Annotated in this window: 25 protein-coding genes; 10 read left to right on the plus strand and 15 right to left on the minus strand. The window is 61.8% G+C overall.

From position 1 onward, the window contains the following. Window positions 1-27: 27 nt before the first annotated feature. Both RGCCGE502_RS11065 and RGCCGE502_RS11070 read left to right on the plus strand, forming a co-directional pair. Entirely contained in the window at window positions 28-474 is a 447-nt protein-coding gene (locus RGCCGE502_RS11065) for an SRPBCC family protein (protein ID WP_016554250.1), read from the plus strand. After that, window positions 467-799, plus strand: coding sequence for an ArsR/SmtB family transcription factor (locus RGCCGE502_RS11070; RefSeq protein WP_280114296.1), 333 nt, complete (start codon window positions 467-469; stop codon window positions 797-799). Before RGCCGE502_RS11065 ends, RGCCGE502_RS11070 begins: the two co-directional genes overlap by 8 nt. 29 nt (window positions 800-828) lie before the next feature. Here the strand turns inward: RGCCGE502_RS11070 and RGCCGE502_RS11075 are convergent, their stop codons facing one another. Then, window positions 829-1,182, minus strand: coding sequence for a DMT family protein (locus RGCCGE502_RS11075; RefSeq protein ID WP_016554252.1), 354 nt, complete (start codon window positions 1,180-1,182; stop codon window positions 829-831). Window positions 1,183-1,482: 300 nt separating this feature from the next. On the opposite strand from RGCCGE502_RS11075, the gene RGCCGE502_RS11085 reads away from it, so the two are divergent. Continuing rightward, complete coding sequence (locus tag RGCCGE502_RS11085) at window positions 1,483-2,718, plus strand: TIGR02594 family protein (protein WP_016554253.1); 1,236 nt, start codon at window positions 1,483-1,485, stop codon at window positions 2,716-2,718. Window positions 2,719-2,778: 60 nt separating this feature from the next. On the opposite strand, the gene RGCCGE502_RS11090 is transcribed toward RGCCGE502_RS11085, so the two are convergent. From RGCCGE502_RS11090 to RGCCGE502_RS11100, 3 genes are all read right to left on the minus strand, one after another. Beyond that, the gene (locus tag RGCCGE502_RS11090; RefSeq protein WP_016554254.1) at window positions 2,779-4,026 is read right to left on the minus strand and encodes an MFS transporter; all 1,248 of its coding nucleotides are present in this window, start codon (window positions 4,024-4,026) and stop codon (window positions 2,779-2,781) included. A 161-nt stretch (window positions 4,027-4,187) separates the two neighbouring features. Beyond that, entirely contained in the window at window positions 4,188-4,514 is a 327-nt protein-coding gene (locus tag RGCCGE502_RS11095) for a hypothetical protein (protein ID WP_016554255.1), read from the minus strand. 28 nt (window positions 4,515-4,542) lie between these two features. Beyond that, window positions 4,543-5,202 (minus strand): dihydrofolate reductase family protein, encoded by a 660-nt coding sequence (locus RGCCGE502_RS11100; RefSeq protein WP_016554256.1) that lies wholly within the window; start codon window positions 5,200-5,202, stop codon window positions 4,543-4,545. 184 nt (window positions 5,203-5,386) lie between these two features. Here RGCCGE502_RS11100 and uvrB point away from each other — a divergent pair, with 184 nt between their 5' ends. From uvrB to RGCCGE502_RS11110, 3 genes are all read left to right on the plus strand, one after another. After that, on the plus strand, window positions 5,387-8,299 hold the full coding sequence (uvrB, locus tag RGCCGE502_RS11105; RefSeq protein ID WP_016554257.1) for an excinuclease ABC subunit UvrB: 2,913 nt from the start codon (window positions 5,387-5,389) through the stop codon (window positions 8,297-8,299). A 320-nt stretch (window positions 8,300-8,619) separates the two neighbouring features. Next, on the plus strand, window positions 8,620-8,865 hold the full coding sequence (locus RGCCGE502_RS36550; RefSeq protein ID WP_141652317.1) for a hypothetical protein: 246 nt from the start codon (window positions 8,620-8,622) through the stop codon (window positions 8,863-8,865). 574 nt (window positions 8,866-9,439) lie between these two features. Further along, on the plus strand, window positions 9,440-9,652 hold the full coding sequence (locus tag RGCCGE502_RS11110) for a cold-shock protein (RefSeq protein ID WP_007533154.1): 213 nt from the start codon (window positions 9,440-9,442) through the stop codon (window positions 9,650-9,652). Between the two features lie 402 nt (window positions 9,653-10,054). Here the strand turns inward: RGCCGE502_RS11110 and dusA are convergent, their stop codons facing one another. Then, window positions 10,055-11,083: a tRNA dihydrouridine(20/20a) synthase DusA gene (dusA, locus tag RGCCGE502_RS11115; protein WP_016554258.1), complete on the minus strand. Its 1,029-nt coding sequence runs from the start codon at window positions 11,081-11,083 to the stop codon at window positions 10,055-10,057. Between the two features lie 157 nt (window positions 11,084-11,240). On the opposite strand from dusA, the gene RGCCGE502_RS11120 reads away from it, so the two are divergent. Further along, entirely contained in the window at window positions 11,241-11,936 is a 696-nt protein-coding gene (locus RGCCGE502_RS11120) for a fumarylacetoacetate hydrolase family protein (protein ID WP_016554259.1), read from the plus strand. Between the two features lie 11 nt (window positions 11,937-11,947). Further along, window positions 11,948-12,475, plus strand: a complete 528-nt coding sequence (locus RGCCGE502_RS11125) for a gamma carbonic anhydrase family protein (RefSeq protein WP_016554260.1) — start codon at window positions 11,948-11,950, stop codon at window positions 12,473-12,475. A gap of 3 nt (window positions 12,476-12,478) precedes the next feature. Here RGCCGE502_RS11125 and RGCCGE502_RS11130 read toward each other — a convergent pair whose 3' ends face one another. From RGCCGE502_RS11130 to RGCCGE502_RS11150, 5 genes are all read right to left on the minus strand, one after another. After that, a complete protein-coding gene (locus tag RGCCGE502_RS11130) occupies window positions 12,479-12,832 on the minus strand; it encodes a hypothetical protein (protein WP_016554261.1) in 354 nt (117 codons plus the stop codon). Between the two features lie 11 nt (window positions 12,833-12,843). Next, window positions 12,844-13,284, minus strand: coding sequence for a hypothetical protein (locus RGCCGE502_RS11135; RefSeq protein WP_016554262.1), 441 nt, complete (start codon window positions 13,282-13,284; stop codon window positions 12,844-12,846). 118 nt (window positions 13,285-13,402) lie between these two features. After that, window positions 13,403-13,801, minus strand: a complete 399-nt coding sequence (locus RGCCGE502_RS11140) for a Fur family transcriptional regulator (RefSeq protein ID WP_016554263.1) — start codon at window positions 13,799-13,801, stop codon at window positions 13,403-13,405. Further along, window positions 13,798-14,607: a zinc ABC transporter permease subunit ZnuB gene (znuB, locus tag RGCCGE502_RS11145; RefSeq protein WP_016554264.1), complete on the minus strand. Its 810-nt coding sequence runs from the start codon at window positions 14,605-14,607 to the stop codon at window positions 13,798-13,800. Before znuB ends, RGCCGE502_RS11140 begins: the two co-directional genes overlap by 4 nt. Next, window positions 14,600-15,550 carry an ATP-binding cassette domain-containing protein gene (locus RGCCGE502_RS11150; RefSeq protein ID WP_019279876.1) on the minus strand — a complete coding sequence of 317 codons (951 nt, stop codon included), beginning with the start codon at window positions 15,548-15,550 and terminating at the stop codon, window positions 14,600-14,602. The genes znuB and RGCCGE502_RS11150 overlap by 8 nt, the downstream gene beginning before the upstream one ends. Before the next feature lie 101 nt (window positions 15,551-15,651). On the opposite strand from RGCCGE502_RS11150, the gene znuA reads away from it, so the two are divergent. Next, window positions 15,652-16,638 carry a zinc ABC transporter substrate-binding protein ZnuA gene (gene znuA, locus RGCCGE502_RS11155; protein WP_016554266.1) on the plus strand — a complete coding sequence of 329 codons (987 nt, stop codon included), beginning with the start codon at window positions 15,652-15,654 and terminating at the stop codon, window positions 16,636-16,638. An 81-nt stretch (window positions 16,639-16,719) separates the two neighbouring features. Next, window positions 16,720-17,925 (plus strand): GTP-binding protein, encoded by a 1,206-nt coding sequence (locus RGCCGE502_RS11160; protein ID WP_016554267.1) that lies wholly within the window; start codon window positions 16,720-16,722, stop codon window positions 17,923-17,925. Window positions 17,926-18,137: 212 nt separating this feature from the next. Here the strand turns inward: RGCCGE502_RS11160 and RGCCGE502_RS11165 are convergent, their stop codons facing one another. The 5 genes from RGCCGE502_RS11165 to RGCCGE502_RS11185 all read right to left on the minus strand — a co-directional run bounded on the left by RGCCGE502_RS11165 (window position 18,138) and on the right by RGCCGE502_RS11185 (window position 23,329). Then, window positions 18,138-18,449 carry an RcnB family protein gene (locus tag RGCCGE502_RS11165; RefSeq protein ID WP_016554268.1) on the minus strand — a complete coding sequence of 104 codons (312 nt, stop codon included), beginning with the start codon at window positions 18,447-18,449 and terminating at the stop codon, window positions 18,138-18,140. A 164-nt stretch (window positions 18,450-18,613) separates the two neighbouring features. Continuing rightward, on the minus strand, window positions 18,614-20,227 hold the full coding sequence (locus RGCCGE502_RS11170; RefSeq protein WP_016554269.1) for a glycoside hydrolase family 43 protein: 1,614 nt from the start codon (window positions 20,225-20,227) through the stop codon (window positions 18,614-18,616). Between the two features lie 98 nt (window positions 20,228-20,325). Then, window positions 20,326-21,357, minus strand: coding sequence for an L-glyceraldehyde 3-phosphate reductase (mgrA, locus tag RGCCGE502_RS11175; protein WP_016554270.1), 1,032 nt, complete (start codon window positions 21,355-21,357; stop codon window positions 20,326-20,328). A 68-nt stretch (window positions 21,358-21,425) separates the two neighbouring features. Further along, on the minus strand, window positions 21,426-22,559 hold the full coding sequence (locus RGCCGE502_RS11180; RefSeq protein WP_016554271.1) for a Gfo/Idh/MocA family protein: 1,134 nt from the start codon (window positions 22,557-22,559) through the stop codon (window positions 21,426-21,428). 8 nt (window positions 22,560-22,567) lie between these two features. Next, window positions 22,568-23,329, minus strand: coding sequence for a sugar phosphate isomerase/epimerase family protein (locus RGCCGE502_RS11185; protein ID WP_016554272.1), 762 nt, complete (start codon window positions 23,327-23,329; stop codon window positions 22,568-22,570). Between the last annotated feature and the right edge of the window lie 11 nt (window positions 23,330-23,340).

The raw sequence follows: 23,340 nt of genomic DNA on the forward strand, positions 1-23,340 counted from the left end.
ATAAAAGGCAACCAGGAGGTTGCCGATATGTCTGATCGCATCGAGAAAATCATCGAACTGAACGCTCCGGTCGAGCGCGTCTGGAAGGCCATCACCGATCATCGCGAATTCGGCGAATGGTTCCGCGTCCAACTCGATGGACCGTTCGTGCCCGGCCAGAACTCCACTGGCCACATCACCCATCCCGGCTATGAGCACATTCGCTGGCAAGCCACCGTCAAACGCATGGAGAAGCCCAAGCTTTTTTCCTTCACATGGCATCCCTACGGCATCGATCCCAACGTCGACTATTCCAAGGAAGAGCCGACGCTCGTGGAGTTTCGTCTGGAGCCGACGTCGTCGGGTTCGCGCCTGACGGTCACGGAATCGGGTTTTGACAAAGTCCCGCCGCATCGCCGCGAGGAGGCATTCCGTATGAACGACGGGGGCTGGGCCGAACAGATGAAAAACATCAAGGAATACGTCGATAGATAACGTCGATTTCCACCACGAGAACGCGGCAATCCTGTTCGCCGCCTTGGGAGACCCGACGCGCCTGTCGCTGCTGACAACCCTCAGCGACGGGCGCGAACGCTCGATCGCAGGGCTTTCGGTCGGCACTGTCCTCACCCGGCAGGCGGTGACCAAGCATCTGCACGTGCTGGAACAGGCCGGCCTCGTTCGCTCCGCCAAAGTCGGGCGGGAAAGCCACTACGCTTTCCAACCCGATCGGATCGGCGAGATGCGTGCCTATCTAGACAGCGTCTCCCGGCATTGGGACGACGCCCTCGAACGCCTGCGCGCCTTCGTGGAGCGTTAGGCACGTAGCGCAGTAGCCAACGGTTGGCCCTAGCCGCGGAAAATGAAGGACGCACCGACCGCGATCAGGGCAAAGCCGATCGCGTGGTTCCAGGTCAGGTTCTCGCCGAGCCAGAAGACAGAGAAACCGGAGAAGACGAGAAGCGTGATCACTTCCTGCATCGTCTTCAGCTGCGCCGTTGAATAGACGGCCGAACCGATGCGGTTGGCCGGCACGGCAAGGCAGTATTCGAAAAAGGCGATCGCCCAGCTGACGACGATAGCGATGAACAGTGCCGCGCCCTTGTGCTTCAGATGGCCGTACCATGCGAAGGTCATGAAGATGTTGGACGCGAAAAGCATGACGACCGGCCAGACGGCGGCTGGGCTGAGAGCGAAAGGCATGGGTGATTCCCGGAATTGAAACTGGCGGCAGCATGTATCGCCAAATTTCCACTCTGCAAGAGGCTATGCCGGCCTGCCGCCGCTCGCGCGCGTCCGAAATCGAGGACAACACCTCAAAGGATCGCTCATTCAACAATCAGTGGTTGATGTTGATTTGTGTGAATTCCTCAAACGCTGTGCGCCTAATGGGAAAGGCATCCGCAGATTGACAGTCCGACACGCTGCAGCGGAACAAATTAACTCGCCGCGCGTCGCCAGTCCGGATCGCCTTCACCAGTCGTCTGCCGGAGGGGACGCGCCATGGACACCATCACAGATATAGGCAAAACCAGTTTGGCCGGAGTGCTCGCCGCTCTGGCGCAGGCGAAAATGAAGATCGGCTCGATTGTCGATGCCGGCGGCACCTATTCGGTCACCTACGATCTCGCGCAGTCTTCCTCGGACGGAGCTAGTCTCAGCGAGACCCTGCCCAGCACGCCACCCGTGGCGAACATGGACAGCCCTGCCCCGCCGCCCGCCGGCGCGCATGGACCGTTCGTCCACGCGCGAGCGATCGCACCGAAAACGATCCTCTATACCGACGCGAGTGGCCGCGACGAAATCCGCGAAGGCGGATCTCGCTCCTGGCGCAACTGCAACGCGGGGAATATCCGCAAGGGTGACTTCTCGATCAATTGTGGCGCCATCGGCAATGACGGCAGCTTCGCAATCTTTCCTGACGAGGATACCGGAAAGGCGGCAATCATCGCGCTGCTGCGAACGGCAACCTATATCAAGCTAACGCTCAAGCAGGCGATTTTCCGCTACGCGCCACCGGAGGAGAACAAGTCGGCTGAGTACGCTCAGTTCATCCACGACAAGACGGGCATTGCACTGACTGCGGTTCTCGCCGACCTGAAAATGGACGATTTCCGAAAGATCGCGAAGTTCATTCAGGTGGTTGAGGGCTGGAAGCCCGGCACAATCAGACCGAACGCACCGCCTGCACCGCTGATGGGAGCGGCGATTGGCGTGGCATCCTCAGCGGCATCGGCAACGCAGGACTGGATGACCATTGCCCGCCGCGAAGCAGCCCTCCCGGTGCATGAACGCAGCCAGTGGCCAGATCCCGGCGAGAATCCGCGCATCCTCAACTACTTCAAGGTCTGCGCACCGTGGTTCGAGGTTGTCGGCGGCGACGAGGTCGATTGGTGCGCCGCCTTCGTCAATTACTGCCTAGTCAGCAGCGGCCACATGGGTACCGATCATCCCGGCGCCCGTTCGTTCTTCTGGAACAAGAAGCACCAGTTCCTCGTGCTCAAGGAACCGAAACCAGGCGCGATAGCGGTTCGTCGCTATGCGCCCTTCACCGATCCGAGTTGGGCAACCGGCAACGGTCATGTCGGTTTCGTGGTCTCCTGGACCAATACGACCATCACACTGCTTGGTGGAAACCAGAGCAACACGGTTTGCGAGAAAACCTTCCCGCTGCTCGAAAAGAACGGAAACACCAAGGAATCCGAGTTCGTCCGTTTCCTGATGCCCGTGATCGTCTGAACTCGAACGGTAAGCGGGCGCGGCCACACCGCGCCCGCCTCCAGCGGTTCGCTTGGCCGATCATGCGCGCACGCCGTGCGGCTCCTCGGCCTCCTCCGTTCCGAACCGCACGTCCTTCTTCTCGTAACCGAAGCCCGCGAGCAGAGCGACGACTATGGAAACGATCGCCGCGACCATCAGCAGCGCGTAGGCATAGTCGCCGTCCCAACGCTCGGCCAATCCGGCCTGCAGCGTCGCGTTGCCTGACGCGAGCAGGTTGCCGAGCTGATAGGCAAAGCCCGGGAAGGTGCCGCGCACCTCATCCGGCGACAATTCGTTGAGATGCACCGGCACGATGCCCCAGGCGCCCTGCACGAAAAACTGCATCAGGAATGCCCCGATCGCGAGCAGCACCGGTCCCGGCGCATAGACCCAAAGCGGCGCCACCGACACAGCAATCAGCGAGGCGATGACGATCGCCTTCTTGCGCCCGATCCTCTGCGACAGAGCGCCGAAGAACAGGCCACCGCAGATCGCCCCTATATTATAGACGATGGCGATCGCGCCGGTCGTGTAGCTGTCGTAGTTGCGCTGGGTCTCGAGGAAAGTCGGATAGAGATCCTGCGTACCGTGACTGAAGAAGTTGAACGCCGTCATCAGCAACACGGACCACAGGAACAGCGGCACATTTTCACGCAGCACCGTAAGGAACGGTCGGCGCCCCTGCTTCTGGCGCTTGATAAACGCCGGGCTCTCCTCGACGTTGCGCCTGATATAGAGCACCAGCAACGCCGGCAGCGCACCGACGAAGAACATGCCGCGCCAGCCGATGACCGGGAACAGCAGAAAGAAGACAATCGAGGCGAGCAGATAGCCGGAGGGGTAACCGGCCTGCAGGATGCCGGAGACGATGCCGCGGCTATCCTCAGGCACGGTTTCCATGACAAGCGAAGCGCCGACGCCCCACTCGCCGCCCATGGCGATACCATAGAGCGCTCTGAGCATGATGAACATGGTCAGCCCGGTCGAGAAACCGGTCAGAAACTCGAACAGCGAATAGAGCGCCACATTGACCATCAGCGTGATGCGGCGGCCATATTTGTCCGACGCCAGCCCGAACAGCAGTGCACCGAGCGGCCGCATGGCAAGTGTCAGGAAGATCGCGACCGACACGGCCGCGACGTCGGTATGAAACTCCTCGGCAATGTGTTTGAGAACGAAAACCAGTATGAAGAAATCGAAGGCGTCGAGTGTCCAGCCGAGATAGCTGGCAATAACGGTGTTGCGATGCTGCGGTGTGAGCGCGCGCAGGCTTTGCAATGCGGACATCATGTTCCTCCGTCCGAAAGCGGCGGCGAGGCGGGCAATGTCCGGATGCCGTCGAAGAGAGGGATCGCCCGGGGATGGGCGAGGTCGAAGCTGTGACAGGCAGCCTCGTTTAACGTCAGCATTACTGCCCTTGTTCCCGCCTGCGACAGTTTGACCGCAACTCAGCCTTCGCCGGCAAGCTTTTCGCGAATGCGATCCGGCCCGCCGGTCATGCGCCGGGCGAAGGGCCGGTCGGGATCCACGACACGCCAGAAGGGCGCGCTGCCCTCCTCGCTGATGTGCACCAGATGCTGCTGCACCGTCACGGGGCAGCAGGCATCCGCACCGTCTTTCACCGCGAGCGCACGCCGCATCTCCGCCAGATCGGACAACTTTCCCGCCGGCGCGCCTCGCAACGCATCGACGACCATGCTTTCGCTCGGGATCAGCATGCGCTGCTCCTCTGCCCCGCCCTTCGGCCGCATCTTGATAACGGGAATATCGCTCATGGCATCCTCCGCAGATCGAGAGCCGTTCTCACGTGAGATTCCTGCGGCGCTCCAGCTCGGCAGCGGTCGGCTGTTCGAATTCGAACGAGCCTGTCACGATATCGCCGTCGCGAACATACTTGTTCACCGTGACGCCAGTGCCCGAAGCCCGCGAACTGACGAGCTTCAGCTTACCGGGAAAGACACCTTCACCGAACAGCCTCTTGCCCCGGCTGAGCACAACGGGAAAGAACGAGATAGACAGCTCGTCGACGAGATCGTTCCGGAACAGCGTCTGCAGGAAGTCGGTCGACCCCTGCGTCAGCAGGTCAGGTCCATCGCTTGCCTTCAACGCCTTGAGCGCGCCGACCACGTCGGCTCCGAGCACCTGACTGTTCTGCCAGCTGGTCTTGAACTCCGGATTGCGGGTGGCGACGTATTTGGTGATCCGGTCGAACAGCGGACCGATCGGATCGTCGGCCGCGACATACGGCCAGTGCGCGGCGAAGATGTCATAGGTCTTGCGGCCAAGCAGCAGATCGAACGGATTGGCGAACATCTCGCCGACCGACTCTCCCATCGCCTCGTCGAAATACGGCGCGGCCCAACCCCCATAACGGAAACCGCCGATCGGATCCTCATCCGGACCGCCCGGAGCCTGCATGATGCCGTCGAGGCTGACGAATGCACCCGTAATGATCTTCCGCATACTCATTTTCCTCCATGAAAACTTGCGTAGCTTGGGCACCAAGGACGTTCGCCCGACGCCAACGCCGACAATCGCACCCGACAAAATCCGACGCCACTGTTTGCCAAATCCGAACGATTCTTTTGTTTCCCTTTTGTACTCTTTGCCCCTTCACTTTCGCGGTGACTCTCGCCATATTCCGCCGATGGCCAAAACTCCGAAGAAATCCACAGCCCCGAATGGCTTCGAGGAAACCCCGCAGTCGTCCTTTGAAGGTGCTCCCCTGTCCGGTTCCGTCTCCGACTGGGTGAAGCAGCTGGAGGCCGATGCCGAGGCGTCAAGTGTCGAGACGCAACGCCAGATCGCCTCGAAGGCCGGCAAGCATCGCAAGAAGGTGGAAATAGCCGCCTCCAAATCCGCGAGGGGAACCTCAATGGGCGGCTCGACCGACCCGAAGACCCGCGCCGCCGCCGGCCTCAACCCGGTCGCGGGCATGGACACGACGCTCGAGGAAGCCGCTTCGCTGCAGGCCGGCACCGCGGTCACCGCCACCGTCGAGGCCCTGTCGGCGCTGATCGAGAGCGGCAACCCGCTGCACAAGAACGGCAAGATCTGGACGCCGCACCGCCCCGCCCGACCGGACAAGTCCGAAGGCGGCATTTCGATCCGCATGGACAGTGAATACCAGCCTGCCGGTGACCAGCCGACCGCGATCAAGGACCTCGTCGAGGGCCTGGAGAACGGCGACCGCTCGCAGGTGCTGCTCGGCGTCACCGGCTCCGGCAAGACCTTCACCATGGCCAAGGTGATCGAGCAGACCCAGCGCCCGGCCCTGATCCTGGCGCCGAACAAGACGCTCGCCGCCCAGCTCTATTCGGAGTTCAAGAACTTCTTCCCCGACAACGCGGTCGAATACTTCGTCTCCTACTACGACTACTACCAGCCGGAAGCCTACGTCCCGCGCTCCGACACCTATATCGAGAAGGAATCCTCGATCAACGAGCAGATCGACCGCATGCGCCACTCGGCGACGCGATCGCTGCTCGAACGCGACGACTGCATCATCGTCGCCTCCGTTTCCTGCATCTACGGTATCGGCTCGGTCGAGACCTATACCGCCATGACCTTCCAGACGAACGTCGGCGACCGCCTTGACCAGCGCCAGCTGCTCGCCGACCTCGTCGCCCAGCAATACAAGCGCCGCGACATGGATTTCCAGCGCGGCTCCTTCCGCGTCCGCGGCGACACCATCGAAATCTTCCCGGCCCACTTGGAAGATGCAGCCTGGCGCATAAGCATGTTCGGCGACGAGATCGACGCCATCACCGAGTTCGACCCGCTGACCGGCGCCAAGACAGGCGACCTGAAATCGGTGAAGATCTACGCCAACAGCCACTACGTCACCCCGCGCCCGACGCTGAACGCCGCCATCAAGTCGATCAAGGAGGAGCTGAAGGGCCGCCTCGTCGAACTGGAAAAGGCCGGCCGCCTGCTGGAGGCCCAGCGCTTGGAACAGCGCACCCGCTACGATATCGAAATGCTCGAAGCGACAGGCTCCTGCCAGGGCATCGAGAACTATTCGCGCTATCTGACCGGCCGCGACCCCGGCGACCCGCCGCCGACGCTGTTCGAATACGTCCCCGACAACGCCATCGTCTTCATCGACGAAAGCCACGTCACCATCCCGCAGATCGGCGGCATGTACCGAGGCGACTTCCGCCGCAAGGCGACCCTGGCCGAATACGGCTTCCGCCTGCCCTCATGCATGGACAATCGGCCGCTGCGCTTCGAGGAATGGGACGCGATGCGCCCCGACACCGTCGCCGTCTCGGCCACGCCCGGCGGCTGGGAGATGGAACAGGCAGGCGGTGTCTTCGCCGAACAGGTCATCCGCCCGACCGGCCTGATCGACCCGCCGGTCGAGGTCCGCTCCGCCCGCAGCCAGGTCGACGACGTGCTCGGCGAGATCCGCGAGACCGCCGCCAAGGGCTACCGCACCCTCTGCACCGTGCTGACCAAGCGCATGGCCGAGGACCTGACCGAATACCTGCACGAACAGGGCGTCCGCGTCCGGTACATGCACAGCGACATCGACACGCTTGAGCGCATCGAGATCATCCGCGATCTCCGCCTCGGCGCCTTCGACGTCCTCGTCGGCATCAACCTGCTGCGCGAAGGCCTCGACATTCCCGAATGCGGCTTCGTCGCCATCCTCGATGCCGACAAGGAAGGCTTCCTGCGCTCCGAGACCTCGCTGATCCAGACGATCGGCCGCGCCGCGCGTAACGTCGACGGCAAGGTCATCCTCTATGCCGACAACATCACCGGCTCGATGCAGCGCGCCATGGACGAGACCGCCCGCCGTCGCGAAAAGCAGGTGGCCTACAACACGGAACACGGCATCACGCCAGAGAGCGTCAAGGCGAAGATCTCCGACATCCTCGATAGCGTCTACGAGCGCGACCACGTCCGCGCCGACATCTCGGGCGTCTCGGGCAGGGGTTTCGCAGACGGCGGCAACCTCGTCGGCGGCAACCTGCAGACGCATCTCAACGCGCTGGAAAAGCAGATGCGCGACGCCGCCGCCGACCTCGACTTCGAAAAGGCCGCGCGCCTGCGCGACGAGATCAAGCGCCTCAAGGCCGCAGAACTCGCCGTCATGGACGACCCTATGGCGCGCGAGGAAGCGCGCTCGCAGGAAGGCAGCGGCAAGAAGAGCGGCAAGCCGGCCGCCGGCGGCGGATCCCTCTTCGCCAAGCCCGGCCTCGACGACATGGGCCCGGGCACCGACACCGAGACGCCGCTCTTCCGCAAGCCCGATCTCGACGATATGGGCCGCGACGTCGCCGACCCCGCCGGCAAGACCCTCTTCCGCCGAAACAGCCTCGACGAAATGACCGTCGGCCGCACCGAAAAGCCGGTCGCCGGCCACCTGCCGGACAAGCCCGACGCCGCCAAGGGCACGAAGCGCTTCTCACCGCTGCTGGAAGGCCAGTCCGAGCGCGACGACGTCAGGCCGCTGGTGCGCGGCAAGACGGGCGTCGGAAGTTATGAGGATCCGGGCGACGTGAAGCGTAAGGGGCGGACGAAAGGTAAGACGGGGCGGCCGGGGCAGTAAGCGCCTTATGTCTGCAGGTCATCCGTCGCCGCCGTCTCATCCTACCCGCCATCCCGGACTTGATCCGCGATCCACTCACCGCGCGTCCGCGCGGTGAGTGAAGCAGCAAACAACAACAATCTTGGCGCGCGGTTGTCACAGCTTCGTTCAAAAATCGTGACACGGCACTTCCGTCGCTTGATGAGGATGATCCAATCAACGGAAGATTCAGTCTTCGCCTACTTCCGCCTTCGATCACATGCCGCTTGCGCACGACGTTGATTCCTATTTCCTCGTAGGCCTTTTCTGACCGTCCGTTCAACTTCCGGAAACTCCACCCCGTGGTAGTTAGTCTACTTCAATTCACCCATTATCCCGAGAGCGGCGCAGTCCTCACGGTTTTGCCGTCTGTCGTTATCAGTCCATTCCACCTGAGTGGCGTAGACGAGCATCACCAGGCGGTGACCGAGATCGTCCGCCACGCCCTGCCGCCCGGCTATCGCGCCCATGGCGGCCTCGACGCGATCAGGATCAGGGCCGGCCAGGCGCCTGCCGCATGGAGCTGGAAAACACGTTACGGGCGATGATCTCGGGCGCAATGCCTGCACCCGCGCGCGCCGACGGTGCCGCACGACAATGCGGGGCTTCGGACGGCCGGCGAACGGAATGGCAGGGCATTTTCGATTCGCCGATCGACCGTCGCAGGCTCGGAGTTCCGAATTTGGATAGCCGGCGCAACGATTGCCCTCGCGCCTGCGCTGCCAACTCGGGCGCGACGGTGCCGTTCCGGCACAGTTTCCGGAAACGGGACAGCAGCCGGCGTGAATGCTTACCATTCGTCAAGTGTCTGAATCTTTGGCGATTCCCGTTTCGCAGAATCGCGTGCCACAATATTGCCGCTTGCCTTTTGCTTCGAATGCTGTCACCAAATGCGGCTCTCGGGCATTTGCATGCCGGTGACTGGACTGATGTGGTAAAGCTTTCCGGCAGGAAGGCGGCGTGGGGGACACCCGCGTACGTAGACGTTCTTTCCCCGTTCGTGAACTACTCGACTGACCCTTCGCGCGCTGAATTTTGATGAGGGAGCGCGAAAGCTAAAGCCGTCCGTTTCCTCTCGCGGGGGATGGATACCAAACAGACTAAGGGAAAAGGACTATCCCAATGGCCACCAAGGGCACCGTAAAATTCTTCAACCAGGACAAGGGTTTTGGTTTCATCACGCCAGAAGGCGGCGCGAAGGACGTTTTCGTCCACATCTCCGCGCTGCAGGCTTCCGGCATCCAGTCGCTGCGCGAAGGCCAGCAGGTTACCTTCGACACCGAGCCGGACCGCATGGGCAAGGGCCCGAAGGCCGTCAACATCTCGGCTAACTAATTCATTTTCTGCCTCGGCAGGAAAGAGAACGGCGCTCCGCAAGGGGCGCCGTTTTTCGTTTGCGCGATGGTGCGGCTGTCCCGCGAAACGCGCGAGCGGCAATGCGGCTCGAGAACGAATCAACTCTATCGAGATGCGCGACACGGTTGCGGCGATCGCAGGGTTGGCTCGCCCAAGATGGTTCGAGCAACAGTCCCTCATGGCAAACGTCCCCTCTCCCGGAAACCGTGCGACACTCGTCGCAATGTTAGGACGTCCACTGCGTCAGTGAGGCATCCGCGTTCAGCACGGTGAAGCGGGCAAAGCATGGGAGGTTTGGATGCCTTTCAGCAAGGATGGGTTTCGGCTGAACCGCCACAGGCAGACGCTTCACCGGCACGCCCGCCCCGTCGCGCGGCAGCGCTATGCGCCGACCGCTTCCCGCGCACCTTCGAAATCGACCGCCGCAAAGGCGGCGGCAACCACCTCGGGCCCGGCTCCTGCCTTGACGGCATCGGTCGAAAGGATCTGCCGATAGCGCCGCGCGCCGGGCAGCCCCGTGAACAGCCCGACCATATGTCGCGCCACCTGCTGCAGCCGCCCGCCATTGGCGATGTGGCGCTCGGCATAGGCCATCATCCGATCGCGAATATCGCCCCAGTCTGCCGCCTCCGCCGCCGCGCCATAGAAGCGGTGGTCGACATCGGCGAGCACGGCGGCGTTCTGATAGGCTGCACGCCCGAGCATGATGCCGTCGATATGGTCGAGATGCCCGGCTGCCTCGTCGAGCGTCTGGATGCCGCCATTGATGCCGATGAAGACATCCGGCCGCGCCTCTTTCATGCGGTAGACGATCTCGTAGTCGAGCGGCGGGATCTCGCGGTTCTCCTTCGGCGACAGGCCCTTCAGCCAGGCCTTGCGCGCATGGATCCAGATGGCGTCGGCACCGGCATCGAGCACCCGGTCGAAAAGGCCGGGCAGCGCCGCCTCCGGATCCTGCTCGTCGACGCCGATCCGGCATTTCACCGTGACAGGTACGTCGGCCACTGCCTTCATCGCTGCCACGCAGGCTGCCACGGTCTCGGGCGTCAGCATCAGGCAGGCGCCGAAAGTACCGGACTGTACCCGGTCCGACGGACAGCCGACATTGAGGTTGATCTCGTCGTAGCCGTAGGGCGCGGCGATCCTGACCGCCTCGGCAAGCTTTGCCGGATCCGATCCGCCGAGCTGCAGCGCCACAGGATGCTCCGCTGCATCGAAGGACAGCAGCCGTTCGCGCGGCCCGTGGATGATCGCATCGGCCACGACCATTTCCGTGTAGAGCAGCGCATTGCGGCTGATCTGCCGGTGGAAATAGCGGCAATGGCGATCGGTCCAGTCGATCATCGGCGCAACGGCGAAGATCGGCTGGGCTGACTTCAGGGCCTCGGCGTAGAAATTGGATGTGGTCATGCCGCGCTCATAGCGCAAAGATGGGTGAAATGCCAGTTTGCCGCGCGCAGGGCAGCAATGCCAGCATGCAAGGCAACCACTAATCGGCGAACCGCACTTTCCCCGCCGCTTCCTTTCCGTCTAAGATGCCGGGACTCACAAACAGCAAGAGCTTGCAATGTCCCTTCCCGCGACTGTCATCCCTCTTCCGCAACCAGTCCTGCTTCCCGTCGAAGGCACCGCTGACGCGTTTCCCGTCCGTCGCGTCTACTGCGTCGGGCGGAACTATGCCGACCATGCGATCGAGATGGGGCATGACCCGAGCCGCGAGCCACCCTTCTTTTTCCAGAAGAATGCCGAAAACCTGGTGGCTGAAGGCAAGGATTTCCCCTACCCGCCGCTCTCAAGCGATGTGCATTTCGAGGTCGAATGCGTTCTGGCGCTGAAGGCCGGCGGCCAGGATATTCCCGCTGAAACGGCGCTTGATTGCATCTACGGCTATGCCGTCGGCATCGACTTCACGCGCCGCGATCTTCAGGCGGAGGCGAAGAAATTCGGTCGTCCCTGGGAGGTCGCCAAGGCCTTCGAATATTCCGCACCCGTATCGCCGATCGTCCCGGCGGCCCAACTCGGGCATCCCTCGGCCGGTCGTATCTGGCTGGAACTAAACGGCAAGCGCGTCCAGGATGGCGATCTCAACCAGATGATCTGGAAGGTGCCTGAAATCATCGCCGAACTCTCGAAACTCTTCATCCTCGCGCCGGGTGACGTCATCATGACCGGTACGCCAGCCGGCGTCGGCGCCGTGAAGAAGGGCGACCACGTAAAGTGCGGTATCGACGGTATCGCCACGCTGTCGGTCAAGGTAGCCTGAGAGGAAACGCAATGCCTGTCTATGCACTTGGCGAACTGACACCTGACCTGCCGCCATCTGGCACATATTGGATCGCGCCGGATGCCCATGTCATCGGCCGGGTTTCGCTTGGTCTCGATGTCGGTATCTGGTTTGGGGCAGTGCTGCGCGGCGACAATGAGCCGATTGTGGTCGGGGCGGCGACGAATATCCAGGAAGGCGCGATGCTGCACACCGATCCCGGCTTTCCGGTAACGATCGGTGAAGGCTGCACCATCGGTCATCACGCCATCGTCCACGGCTGCACGATCGGGAATAATTCGCTGATCGGCATGGGGGCTACGGTGCTGAACGGCGTCAGGATCGGCAACAACTGCCTCATCGGTGCCAACGCGCTGATCACCGAGGGCAAGGAGTTTCCCGACAATTCCCTGATCGTCGGATCGCCCGCGCGCGTGGTCCGCACGCTCGACGAGGCGGCGATCGAAAAGCTCCGCCGCTCGGCGGAGAAATATGTCGGCAACTGGCAGCGTTTCGCGCGCGACCTGCGCCTACTCTGACCGTCAGAACAGCAGGCCGACGCCGGTCACGTTCTTGACGGCCGTCTTCACGAGGTTGAAAACGGCGGTCAGGATCTTCTGCGCGGCGACATAAAGAAGGAATTCGAATTCGGCCAACGCGCTGTTGAGATTGAGTTCGAGAAGATGCAGCCTCAGGTCGGCAGTCTTGACGGTGATCGTCTTTGCCGCAAGCTCTGCCATGACCTTGGCGGTCTTCTGCGCGATGAAACGCAGCTGATACGTCATCTCGTCGCGAATGGCGGTCCATTGCCCCTTTGCCGTCGCCGCCGCGACGGACAGCAGGCCTTCAAGCAGTTCTTCGGCAGATTTTGGTGCGAAATTCGCATTAGCAGGCACGGATATTCCCCCTACTTCAATGAGCCTTCCATCGTCTTGGCAATGCTGCAGGTGTTCCGAGCGATCGAAATACTGTCGGATTCGCTAGGCTGCTGACCGCTCTCCTCGAAAGCGGCTCGCGATAGTTCGATTGACTGCCGGCAGCGCTCGATGTTGTCGGCCACGAGTTGGGCTGCGCGCGCCGACGGCTTGCCCTGGAGATAAGCCGGGCGCCGCCCGGCGATGTCGCCCGCATCCTTCACCATCGCGAGAGCTTCGATGTAGTATGGCTCCACATCACGATAGCGCGCATGTCCTGGCGCTTTCGTCTCCAGCGTAGTTTCGATCTTCGTCAGACTCGAATGCGCGCCGTCGAGCTTCGTATAGACGGCCTCGTTGTAATTAGGTGCAAAGATGGAACACCCGCTGAGCGGAATGGCTAATATCAGCGAAGATAGATGGCGTTTCAGCATGTGTGCGGTCCCCAGCCCTGCCGCACATCATAAATTAGCCACAGCCACAATCAATAATTACATAACAAATTATCAGCAACCTTATGGCGAATTAGATTGCGGCGGTCCGGCGTCAGCGCTAAGCGGCGCACGCCTCGCACAGGCCGCGAATCTCGATCGTAGTCTTCTCCGCCTTGAACTTCTTTCCCCGCGTCCAATCCATGAGGCGGTGATCGACCTCGTGGTCGTGGAATTCCATCACATGGCCGCAGCTCTCGCAGATCGCGAAGGCGACGATGCCGTGGCTGTGGCAGTTCTGGTCGGGATGCGCGCAGGCGACGAACGCGTTGATGCTCTCGAGCCGGTGCACGACGCCATACTCAAGCAGCTTCTCCAACGCGCGGTAGACCTGCAGCGGCGCGCGAAAACCGTGATCGCGCAGCTTGTCAAGGATCGTGTAGGCGCTGAGCGGTCCGTCGGCCTTTTCGAGAACCTCGAAAACGAGAGCCTGGTTCTTGGTCAAAGCAGGTGCATTCATGAACGTTGTCCTTCCGGGGCCTGCCCGCGCTTCGGCAGCAGGCTCAGAATGAAGAGGATCAGGGCCGCGGCGACGATCGACGGGCCGGAGGGCGTGTCGTAGGTCAGCGAGCCGAACAGCCCGCCGACCACGGCGACCGCACCGATCAGCGAGGCGAAGATGGCCATCACCTCCGGCGTCGAGGCAAAGCGCCGGGCCGCTGCCGCCGGGATGATCAGCAGCGAGGTGATCAGCATGATACCCACGATCTTCATGGCGATGGCGATAACGACGGCCATCAGCAGCATGAAGAAGAGCCGCGCCCGCTCCGGCTGCAGCCCCTCAGCCTCGGCAAGCTCGGGATTGACGGTGGAGGCAAGAAGCGGCCGCCAGAGCCAGGCGATTGCCGCCAGAACGAGAATGCCGCCGCCCCAGATCGTGACGATATCAGTCTTCGAGACCGCGAGGATATCGCCGAACAGAAAGGCGATGAGATCGATGCGCACCCAGCTCATGAAGGCGACCATCACGAGGCCGATCGCCAGCGTCGCATGCGAGAGGATACCGAGCAGCGCATCCGCCGACAGCGCCTGGCGCTTCTGCAGGAACAGCAGCAGGATCGACACCGTCGCCGCCACGAGAAACACCGCGAGCGTCAGGTTGAACTGCAGCAGCAGTGACAGCGCGACGCCGAGCAGAGCCGAATGGGCGATCGTGTCACCGAAATAGGCCATGCGCCGCCAGATGATGAAGCAGCCGAGCGGGCCAGTAGTCAGCGCAAGGCCAACGCCTGCGAGGATGGCGCGGACGAAGAAATCGTCAAACATGGCGCTCTCCTGCCGGGTGCCTGTGATCGTGGATATGATCGTCGGCATGATGGTGATCGCCGCCAGCATGGCCGTGGTCATGGTCGTGACCGGCGTGGTCATATGCCGAGTGGTCGTGGCCGTGCCCGTCATGGCCATGGTGGTGGCCATCGTCGGGGTGGCAGTGATCGGTAACGGAGCCGTCGGAATGCAGCACCCGGCCATCGGGCAGATGCGTATGGTCGTGGTCGTGGCTGTAGACGGCGAGCGCCTGTGCCGCACGGCTGCCGAACAGGCGGACATATTCCGCGCTCTGGGTGACCGCCTGCGGGGTGCCGCGGCAGCAGACGTGACCGTTGAGGCAGATGACCGTATCCGTCGCCGCCATGACGACATGCAAGTCGTGCGAGATCAGCAGGATGCCGCAGCCCGTCGAGTTGCGGATCGACTGGATCAGATCGTAGATCGCGATCTCGCCCGAGAAATCGACGCCCTGCACCGGTTCGTCGAGTACCAGCAGGTCAGGTTTGCGCGCGATCGCGCGCGCCATCAAGGCCCGCTGGAACTCACCGCCGGACAAATGCTGCACCTCGGCGCCAAGCATGTGCGACAGGCCCACGGCTTCGAGAGCAGCCGTCATATCGGCGTCGGAGAGTGGTCCGGTCAGCGTCATCAGCCGGCGCACCGTGAGCGGAAGCGTCCAATCGATCGCCAGCTTCTGCGGCACATAGCCGACCTTGAGGCCGGTGGCGCGCTCCACCCTCCCCTCGTCGGGCTTCAATACGCCGATCGCCGTCTTGACGGTGGTTGACTTGCCCGAGCCGTTGGGGCCGATCAGAGTGACGATCTCGCCGCGCGAAACGGAGAAATCCACGCCGCGGACAAGCCAGCGGCCGTTTCTTTGGACGCCGACATTGGAAAGCGAGACCAATGGCTTCGCTTCGGAATTTGCGGGAGAGAACATCATTTTTCCGAATGTGCTGTTGCGACTTGCTATCGCACACGTTATAGCATAACGCAATTGATGTAATAACATTACAAATACAATTCAAGCGGAGTACACCGATGAAATTCGCGATGGCCCTTACCCTCGCAGTCCCCGCCATCTTCTTTGCCGAGGCGGGCAGAACGGCGGATGCGCCTGTCGTGGTGACCTCGATCAAGCCGATTCACTCGCTCGTATCGGCGATCATGCAGGGTGTCGGCACGCCGGAACTGATCGTCGACGGCGCTGCCTCGCCCCATACCTATAATGTGAAGCCGTCAAACGCGCGCGCCTTGCAGAACGCCAAGGTGGTGTTCTGGGTCGGGCCCGGGCTCGAAGCGTTTCTGGAGAAGCCGCTGGAGGCGATCGGGTCCGATGCCGTGGTCGCCGAGCTCGACAAGGCGCCCGGCCTGACCAAGCTCAAATTCCGCGAAGGCGGCGCCTTCGAGCCGCACGATGATGGCGACCATGACGGTGACGATCACCATGAAGGCGATGGGCACGATCATTCCCATGCCGACGCAGATCACGACCATGATCATGGGGCATTCGACACCCATCTCTGGCTTGATCCGCAAAATGCCAAGGCGATGGCAGCCGAGATCACCACCACGCTCGTCGCAGCCGATCCCGCCAATGCCCTCACCTACCAGGCCAACGCCAAGACGCTGGACGACAGGCTTGATGCGCTGGACACGGAAATCACGGGCATCGTGTCACCGGTCAAGGACAAGCCGTTCATCGTCTTCCACGATGCCTACCAGTATTTCGAGAACCGCTATCATGTACGGGTCGCCGGCTCGATCACCGTCAGCCCGGAAACGATCCCCGGCGCGGAACGCATTGCCGAGATCCACGAAAAGGTCGGTGAACTCGGCGCCACCTGCGTCTTCGCCGAACCGCAATTCCAGCCGCGCTTGGTCGATGTGGTGATCGAGGGCACGAAGGCGAAAGCCGGTACCCTTGACCCCGAGGCCGCAACACTCGACGCCGGGCCGGACCTCTATTTCAACCTCATGAACGGCATTGCCAACAGCATGAAGGACTGCCTTTCGCGAGAAAGCTGAATAACACACGGCAAAGGCGGACCTCGCAGTCCGCCTTTTTCAGCACAATTAATGTAACTATATAACATATCGGATAAGTGAATGAATACGAAGCTTCCCGTAGCGGTGCTATCGGGCTTTCTGGGCGCCGGCAAGACCACCCTGCTCAACCACATCCTCGGAAACCGCCAGGGTCTGCGTGTCGCCGTGATCGTCAATGACATGAGCGAGGTGAATATCGACGCCGCCCTTGTGCGCGACGGTGGCGCCAACCTGTCGCGAACTGACGAAGAGTTGGTGGAGATGACGAACGGCTGCATCTGCTGCACGCTGCGCGACGATCTCCTGAAAGAGGTGCGCCACTTGGCGGAACAGGGCCGCTTCGATTATCTCCTCATCGAATCGACAGGAATTGCCGAGCCCCTGCCGGTCGCGACGACCTTCGAGTTCCGTGACGAGAACGGTGAAAGCCTCTCCGACATTGCTCGGCTCGATACTATGGCCACGGTGGTCGATACTGCCAACCTGCTCTCCGACTATGCGTCCGCGGACTTTCTGGCCGATCGCGGTGAAACCGCAGGCGATGGCGACGTCAGGACCATCATCGACCTCCTGGTCGAACAGATCGAATTCGCCGATGTGATCATCCTCAACAAGGTCGGCACGGCGACGCCAGCCGAGCGCCAGGCGGCACGCCAGATCATCGTAGGACTCAACCCGGACGCCCGGCTTGTTGAAACCGACTTCGGCCAGGTCGACCTTGGCGACGTGCTGGGAACCGGACGCTTCGACATCGAGCGCGCCGAAACGCATCCGCTCTGGTACAAGGAACTGCACGGCTTTTCCGACCACGTGCCGGAGACCGAGGAATACGGCATTCGCTCCTTCGTCTATCGGGAAAAGCGGCCCTTCGAACCTGCCAAACTGCAGCGCTTCTTCGATACCGCGTGGCCTGGGGTCGTCAGGGCGAAGGGCTTCTTCTGGCTGGCGACGCGCCCGCATCACGTCGGCGAAGTCAGTCAGGCCGGAGCGCTGCTCCGGGCAAGCAAGATGGGGCTCTGGTGGAGCTCAGTGCCGCGCGAGCGATGGCCGGACGACGAACGCTTCATGACAGCGCTATCGCCCTATCTCGACCCCATATGGGGCGACCGCCGCCAGGAGATCGTCTTCATCGGCAGCGATCCGATGGACGAGGACTGGATACGGCGGCAGCTGGATGCCTGCCTTGTGCCGGAGGAAATCTTCGTACCCGAAAAATGGCGTGGGCTTCCGGATCCCTTCGCGAGCTGGGAAGAGCGCGTGGCGTGACGACGCAAGTTCCAAAACCCTATCGCTATCACTGCGAGGAATGTGAGCCCCTGCCGCCGATTGAGGAGTTGGCTACGCCACCACGAGCGGAAGCTCCGACAGGAGCCTTGGTTCGGGTGGCCGCCGCGATACAGCGGCTTCTGCGCAAACAGGCACCCGATTGAATCAGAAGGGCGGCATTTAAGCCGCCCTTCACGTGGTGACGTCAGCGCTTAGCGAATGACGATATTCGCGATCACGCCGTTGACCGAGCCGATGAGCAGGAAGTTGTTATCGGCCTGCACCCAACGATAGCCGCGCGGCGGAGCCGACAGGCGGTAGCGATGATAGTCGCGTACGTCGCGCATATTGCGGCGCTCGGCCTGCGTCATGCGATGGCCGCGCGACCACTTGTACTTCTTGACGTGAACATCGCGCTCCACAACAACCGGCCGACGATGATCCTGGGCGCTCGCTTCGGTCGTTGCCAGCAGCGGAGCGGCGATCACAGTAGCGGCGAAAAGGAGGGTGATGAGCTTTTTCATTGGGAGGTTCCTCGTGTTGAACACGCCCGAACCTAGGCCCAAAAAGATGAACCGAAACTGAAACTTAGATTAAACTTCTGTAATCATAACACATACTTAAAAGCATATACTAAATTAAAGGATGCGATATCGCCCGGGTTTCCGGGGGATATCGGACCTTTCGATCAAAGTTCGTCGTAGTTGAACCAGTCGAAATCTGCCGTCTTTGCGCGCCCCGACGTATCGAAGGCGAAGACCCCGGCGAAGGCGCCGGTAAACGAGCCGTGCTCGCCGCGCCCGCCTTCATCGGAGACGACGCCGGCATCGAGCACCGGACCGATCGGCTGCCACGCCCCCTTGCCTTCCGTCTGCCAGAAGAACTGGAGGTCGTTGTCCCGGATTTCCATGGAAAGCTGCACACGCCCCTCCGCCGGAAGGCCCACACCGCCGCCTGCCGGGAAGCTGAGGCGGCTGTTCGGGTAGTCGCCATCGCAGGAGAAGATCGTGACGCAGCGGCCCAGCTTTTCGTGCAGGGTTACGCCGATCGCATGGAACTTGTGCCTGTTGTAGTAGTGGGTCAGGCCGGCGACCTGCTGGTAGGTGTCGGGATCGAATTCAACCACCGTTTCCGCCCGGAAGCTGTGGTGCTCCTGGCGACGCGCGACGAGCGACTGTTCGAACCACGAGCCGATGCTTTCCCGCGCAATCAGCCTGAGGTGCCCTGCCCGGTCGGTGAGGTTGAAGATACGCTCCGGCTTCGGCGTGCGAAGCCATTGGAAGTCGGCAGGCAGGCTGCCGCCATCGAAGCTGTATTCGCTGCGCATCGGCTTCTCGGCAGCCACGGCACCATCAAGTCCCGGAACGGTGACATCGGGAACGGTGGTGCCGTTTTCGAGGTAGAGCCAGCCGTCATCCTTCCAGACGCACTTCTGCAGGCTGGTCTCCCGGCCAAGCGTGCAGCGGCGCTTCGGCGGCATCGGTCGGCCGCAGAGATGCGTGTGATAGACCTGGCCATCCGGCGTTTCGACATACTGGCCGTGCCCTGCCCGCTGCAGAACGGCTTCCGGATGGTCCTTTGACGTGATGAGGTGCACCTTCGGATGCATCTCATAGGGACCATCGATGTCACGCGAACGCGCCATGGTCACCGCATGATCGTAGCCGGTGCCGCCCTCTGCGGTCGTCAGGTAGTAATAGCCGTTGCGCTTGAAGAGGTGCGGTCCTTCGACAAGGCCGAGCGAACTGCCGGCGAAGATGTTCTTGATCGGCCCCTTCAGCGACTTCGTCGCCGCATCCCACTCCTGCATGAGGATACCGTCGAACGCCGGTGACTTCGGCGCGCCGCCAAAGCTCTCGGTCCGGTGGTTCCACTGCATGTTGAGGAACCACTTGCGACCGTCATCGTCATGGAACAGCGATGGGTCGAAGCCGGAAGAATTCACGTAAATGGGCTCGGACCATTCCCCTTCGATAGTTGGGGACGTCACGATGTAGTTGTGCGCATCTTTGAAGTTGCCGTCGAAACGCTTGACGTCGGTATAGACAAGCCAGAACAGCCCGTCGGCATAGGACAGACAAGGCGCCCAGACGCCGCAACTATCGGGATTGCCGCGCATGTCGAGCTGCGACTGGCGCTCCAGCGGTCGCCGCACCATCGTCCAGTTCACCAGATCGCGTGAATGATGGATCTGGACGCCGGGATACCACTCGAACGTCGAGGTGGCGATGTAGTAGTCGTCCCCAACGCGGCAGATGGATGGATCCGGGTTGAAGCCCGGCAGGATCGGGTTGCGGATCATGGTGAAAGCTCCTCCCTCAAGACGCGCCCGCAGCTTGCGGCACGTACATCAAAACTCAACGGAAAAAACGCCCGGAAGGTTGTTCCGGGCGCCTCGGTTTATTCGCGTTCTGCAGACTTGGCCCACAGATTGATATCGGCCTCGCGGGCGTAGCCATCGATCTCCTTGAGCTCCTCGGCAGTAAACTCCAGATTGTCGAGCGCCTTGACGCAATCGCCGATCTGCGACGAGCGGCTGGCGCCGATCAGCGCAGACGTCACGCGGTCACCGCGCAGCACCCAGGCGATCGCCATCTGCGCCAGCGTCTGGCCACGGCGCTCCGCGATCTCGTTGAGCTTTCGGATGTTGTCGATGATCTGTGGGCGGATGAAGTCTTTCTTCAGGAAGTGGTTCTGCGCCGCGCGGCTGTCCTGAGGGATGCCGCCGAGATACTTCGTCGTCAGCATGCCCTGCGCCAGCGGCGAGAACACGATCGAGCCCATGCCGACCTCGTCGAGCGTATCGAGCAGCTTATCGTCCTCGACCCAGCGGTTGAGCATGGAATAGCTCGGCTGGTGGATCAGGCACGGCGTACCGAGTTCCTTAAGGATGGCGGCGGCTTCGCGAGTGCGCTGCGAGTTGTAGGACGAGATGCCGACATAGAGCGCGCGGCCGGAGCGCACGATATGGTCGAGCGCGCCACAGGTCTCTTCCAGCGGCGTATCCGGATCGAAACGGTGCGAATAGAAGATATCGACATAATCGAGACCCATGCGCTTCAGGCTCTGGTCGCAAGAAGCAATCAGATACTTGCGGCTGCCCCACTCGCCGTAGGGACCCGGCCACATGTCATAGCCGGCCTTGGACGAAATGATCAGCTCGTCGCGCAGGCCGGCAAACTCGGTGCGCATGATCTCGCCGAAGGCCGTCTCGGCGCTGCCTGGAGGCGGGCCGTAATTGTTGGCGAGGTCGAAATGGGTGATGCCGAGATCGAACGCGGTGCGGCACATGTCGATCTTGCGGTCATGCGGCGTGTCGCCACCGAAATTGTGCCAGAGGCCGAGCGAAACGGCCGGCAGCTTCAGGCCGGAGCGGCCCGTGCGGTTATATTTCATCTTCGAATAGCGGTCGGAAGCCGGTTGCCAGCTCATTGTCTTCATCCCTCGTATAGAAACGGCGCGGGCTCGTCGCCCGCGCCGGACCATAGACCTTTAGGCCCTTACTTCAAGAGTGCCTGTGCCTCTTCGATGCCGAGTGCGGCCGGCTGCGTGCAGGTCGTCGTCAGCTCGATGAAGCGGCCTTCCTCGCCCGACTTCAGGATCGAGGTCATGACATCGACGCCGTGCAGCGTGCGGTCGAGCGAGCAACGCGCATCGCGGCCCTCGATGATCGCCATCGCCATGTCGGCCAGACCGGCCGTGCGGTAGTTGGCGCGCGGTCCCTGCGGGCTCTCCTGGTTGAAGATGCCGAAAGGATGCTCCCAGCCGTCGAGCGGCTTGATGTCTTTGTCCGTGCCGCTTGCCTCAACGACGCCGCCGAAAAAGTTCGGATCCGGCACGTAGATCGAGCCCTCGGTACCGTAGAGCTCCATGTTGGCATGGCGGTGAGACCAGACATCCCAGCTCGCGGTCAGCGTCACAGTCGCGCCGCTGACGAATTCCAGGATCGCCTGGATCGTCGTCGGCGTCTTCACCGGGATGATCTCGCCATGACGCGGCTGGCTGGTGATCGTGCGGGTTTCGGACGCCATGGAGGTCATGGCACCGACGCGCTTCACCGGACCTATCAGGTTGATCAGGTTGGCGATGTAGTAAGGGCCGAGATCGAGGATCGGGCCACCGCCGGGCAGGAAGAAGAAGTCCGGGTTCGGATGCCACATCTCCATGCCCGGGCTCATGACGTAGCAGGCACCCGAGGTGACGCGGCCGATGCCGCCCTCGTCGATGTACTTGCGGGCCAGCTGATGCGCGCCGCCAAGGAAGGTATCAGGTGCGCAGCCGACGGAGAGGTTCTTCTCCTTGGCGATGCGGCGCAGCTCCTCACCCTGCTCGAGGGTGAGAACCAGCGGCTTTTCCGAATAGACATGCTTGCCGGCTTCGAGGATCGCCTTCGAAACGGGGAAATGCGCATCCGGGATGGTCAGGTTGACGATGACATCAACCTCATCATTGGCGAGGAGCTCGTCGATCGTTTGCGCCTTGACGCCGTATTCCTCGGCGCGTGCCTGAGCGGCCTGCACGTTGATATCTGCGCAAGCCACAACCTTAAGCCCCTTGAAAAGCGGAGCCAGCGAAAAGTAGGTGGTGGAGATGTTGCCGCATCCGATGATGCCGACGCCAAGTTCCTTGGTCATGATGTGCCTCAGTAGGTCTTGAAGGATGCGATCGAGCGGGTGATCAGGCGATCGACATCGGCCGGATTGTCATGCTCGACGACGTAGTGCTTGGTCTTGGTGCCCTTCAGCGCGGCGATTAGCTTTGCCCAGGGCAGCGTGCCGTGGCCGACATCCGCCCAGCCATCTTCGTTCTTGTTTTCGCCAGCCGGCGCGATGTCCTTGACGTGAACAGAGGTGATGCGGGGGCCAAGCTTCTCGATCCATGCGAAGGGATCCGCGCCGCCGCGAACGACCCAGGCGATATCGGCTTCCCAGGAGATATCGGGCGCGCCTTCGAAGATGCGCTCGATCGGCAGCGAACCGTCCGCGAGCTTGACGAACTCGAAGTCGTGGTTGTGCCAGCCGAACTCGTAGCCCGCATCCTTGTAGGGCTTGCTCATTTCCTGCAGGCGCTTGCCGAAGGCCAGCCAGCCGGCGCCATCGGTCGGGCGCTGCTCGGCCGCGAGATGCGGTGCATAGATGGAATCCATGCCGAGGATCTTGGCGATGTTCAGCGACTTCTTGACTTCGCCGTCAAGGAAGTCAGGGCTGAAATGGCCGCTCGCCATCACAAGACCGTTCTTGTCCAGTTCCGCACGCAGGCCGTTCAGGCCGGCGTCGTCGAGATCGGCATAGATGCCGCCGAAGCCTTCGACTTCCTGGTAGCCGGCCTTGCCGAGCTTTTCGAAGATCGCCGAATAAGGCTGGAAGTTGCGGGCGCTATAAAGCTGGAAACTCAGTTTCGTCATACTATCCTCCT

This window comes from Rhizobium grahamii CCGE 502, from assembly GCF_000298315.2.
Classification (GTDB): domain Bacteria; phylum Pseudomonadota; class Alphaproteobacteria; order Rhizobiales; family Rhizobiaceae; genus Rhizobium; species Rhizobium grahamii.

What these genes read in the sequence shown, in the direction of transcription:
- RGCCGE502_RS11100 (WP_016554256.1), bottom strand. Translation starts at nt 5,202, where the DNA reads ATGCGGAAGATCATTACGGGTGCATTCGTCAGCCTCGACGGCATCATG.
- uvrB (WP_016554257.1), top strand. Translation starts at nt 5,387, where the DNA reads ATGGCCAAAACTCCGAAGAAATCCACAGCCCCGAATGGCTTCGAGGAA.
- RGCCGE502_RS11110 (WP_007533154.1), top strand. Translation starts at nt 9,440, where the DNA reads ATGGCCACCAAGGGCACCGTAAAATTCTTCAACCAGGACAAGGGTTTT.
- RGCCGE502_RS11065 (WP_016554250.1), top strand. Translation starts at nt 28, where the DNA reads ATGTCTGATCGCATCGAGAAAATCATCGAACTGAACGCTCCGGTCGAG.
- RGCCGE502_RS11075 (WP_016554252.1), bottom strand. Translation starts at nt 1,182, where the DNA reads ATGCCTTTCGCTCTCAGCCCAGCCGCCGTCTGGCCGGTCGTCATGCTT.
- mgrA (WP_016554270.1), bottom strand. Translation starts at nt 21,357, where the DNA reads ATGAGCTGGCAACCGGCTTCCGACCGCTATTCGAAGATGAAATATAAC.
- RGCCGE502_RS11160 (WP_016554267.1), top strand. Translation starts at nt 16,720, where the DNA reads ATGAATACGAAGCTTCCCGTAGCGGTGCTATCGGGCTTTCTGGGCGCC.
- RGCCGE502_RS11185 (WP_016554272.1), bottom strand. Translation starts at nt 23,329, where the DNA reads ATGACGAAACTGAGTTTCCAGCTTTATAGCGCCCGCAACTTCCAGCCT.
- RGCCGE502_RS11125 (WP_016554260.1), top strand. Translation starts at nt 11,948, where the DNA reads ATGCCTGTCTATGCACTTGGCGAACTGACACCTGACCTGCCGCCATCT.
- RGCCGE502_RS11120 (WP_016554259.1), top strand. Translation starts at nt 11,241, where the DNA reads ATGTCCCTTCCCGCGACTGTCATCCCTCTTCCGCAACCAGTCCTGCTT.
- RGCCGE502_RS11165 (WP_016554268.1), bottom strand. Translation starts at nt 18,449, where the DNA reads ATGAAAAAGCTCATCACCCTCCTTTTCGCCGCTACTGTGATCGCCGCT.
- znuB (WP_016554264.1), bottom strand. Translation starts at nt 14,607, where the DNA reads ATGTTTGACGATTTCTTCGTCCGCGCCATCCTCGCAGGCGTTGGCCTT.
- RGCCGE502_RS11085 (WP_016554253.1), top strand. Translation starts at nt 1,483, where the DNA reads ATGGACACCATCACAGATATAGGCAAAACCAGTTTGGCCGGAGTGCTC.
- RGCCGE502_RS11135 (WP_016554262.1), bottom strand. Translation starts at nt 13,284, where the DNA reads ATGCTGAAACGCCATCTATCTTCGCTGATATTAGCCATTCCGCTCAGC.
- RGCCGE502_RS11090 (WP_016554254.1), bottom strand. Translation starts at nt 4,026, where the DNA reads ATGTCCGCATTGCAAAGCCTGCGCGCGCTCACACCGCAGCATCGCAAC.
- znuA (WP_016554266.1), top strand. Translation starts at nt 15,652, where the DNA reads ATGAAATTCGCGATGGCCCTTACCCTCGCAGTCCCCGCCATCTTCTTT.
- RGCCGE502_RS11170 (WP_016554269.1), bottom strand. Translation starts at nt 20,227, where the DNA reads ATGATCCGCAACCCGATCCTGCCGGGCTTCAACCCGGATCCATCCATC.
- RGCCGE502_RS11095 (WP_016554255.1), bottom strand. Translation starts at nt 4,514, where the DNA reads ATGAGCGATATTCCCGTTATCAAGATGCGGCCGAAGGGCGGGGCAGAG.
- RGCCGE502_RS11140 (WP_016554263.1), bottom strand. Translation starts at nt 13,801, where the DNA reads ATGAATGCACCTGCTTTGACCAAGAACCAGGCTCTCGTTTTCGAGGTT.
- RGCCGE502_RS11180 (WP_016554271.1), bottom strand. Translation starts at nt 22,559, where the DNA reads ATGACCAAGGAACTTGGCGTCGGCATCATCGGATGCGGCAACATCTCC.
- RGCCGE502_RS11150 (WP_019279876.1), bottom strand. Translation starts at nt 15,550, where the DNA reads ATGTTCTCTCCCGCAAATTCCGAAGCGAAGCCATTGGTCTCGCTTTCC.
- dusA (WP_016554258.1), bottom strand. Translation starts at nt 11,083, where the DNA reads ATGACCACATCCAATTTCTACGCCGAGGCCCTGAAGTCAGCCCAGCCG.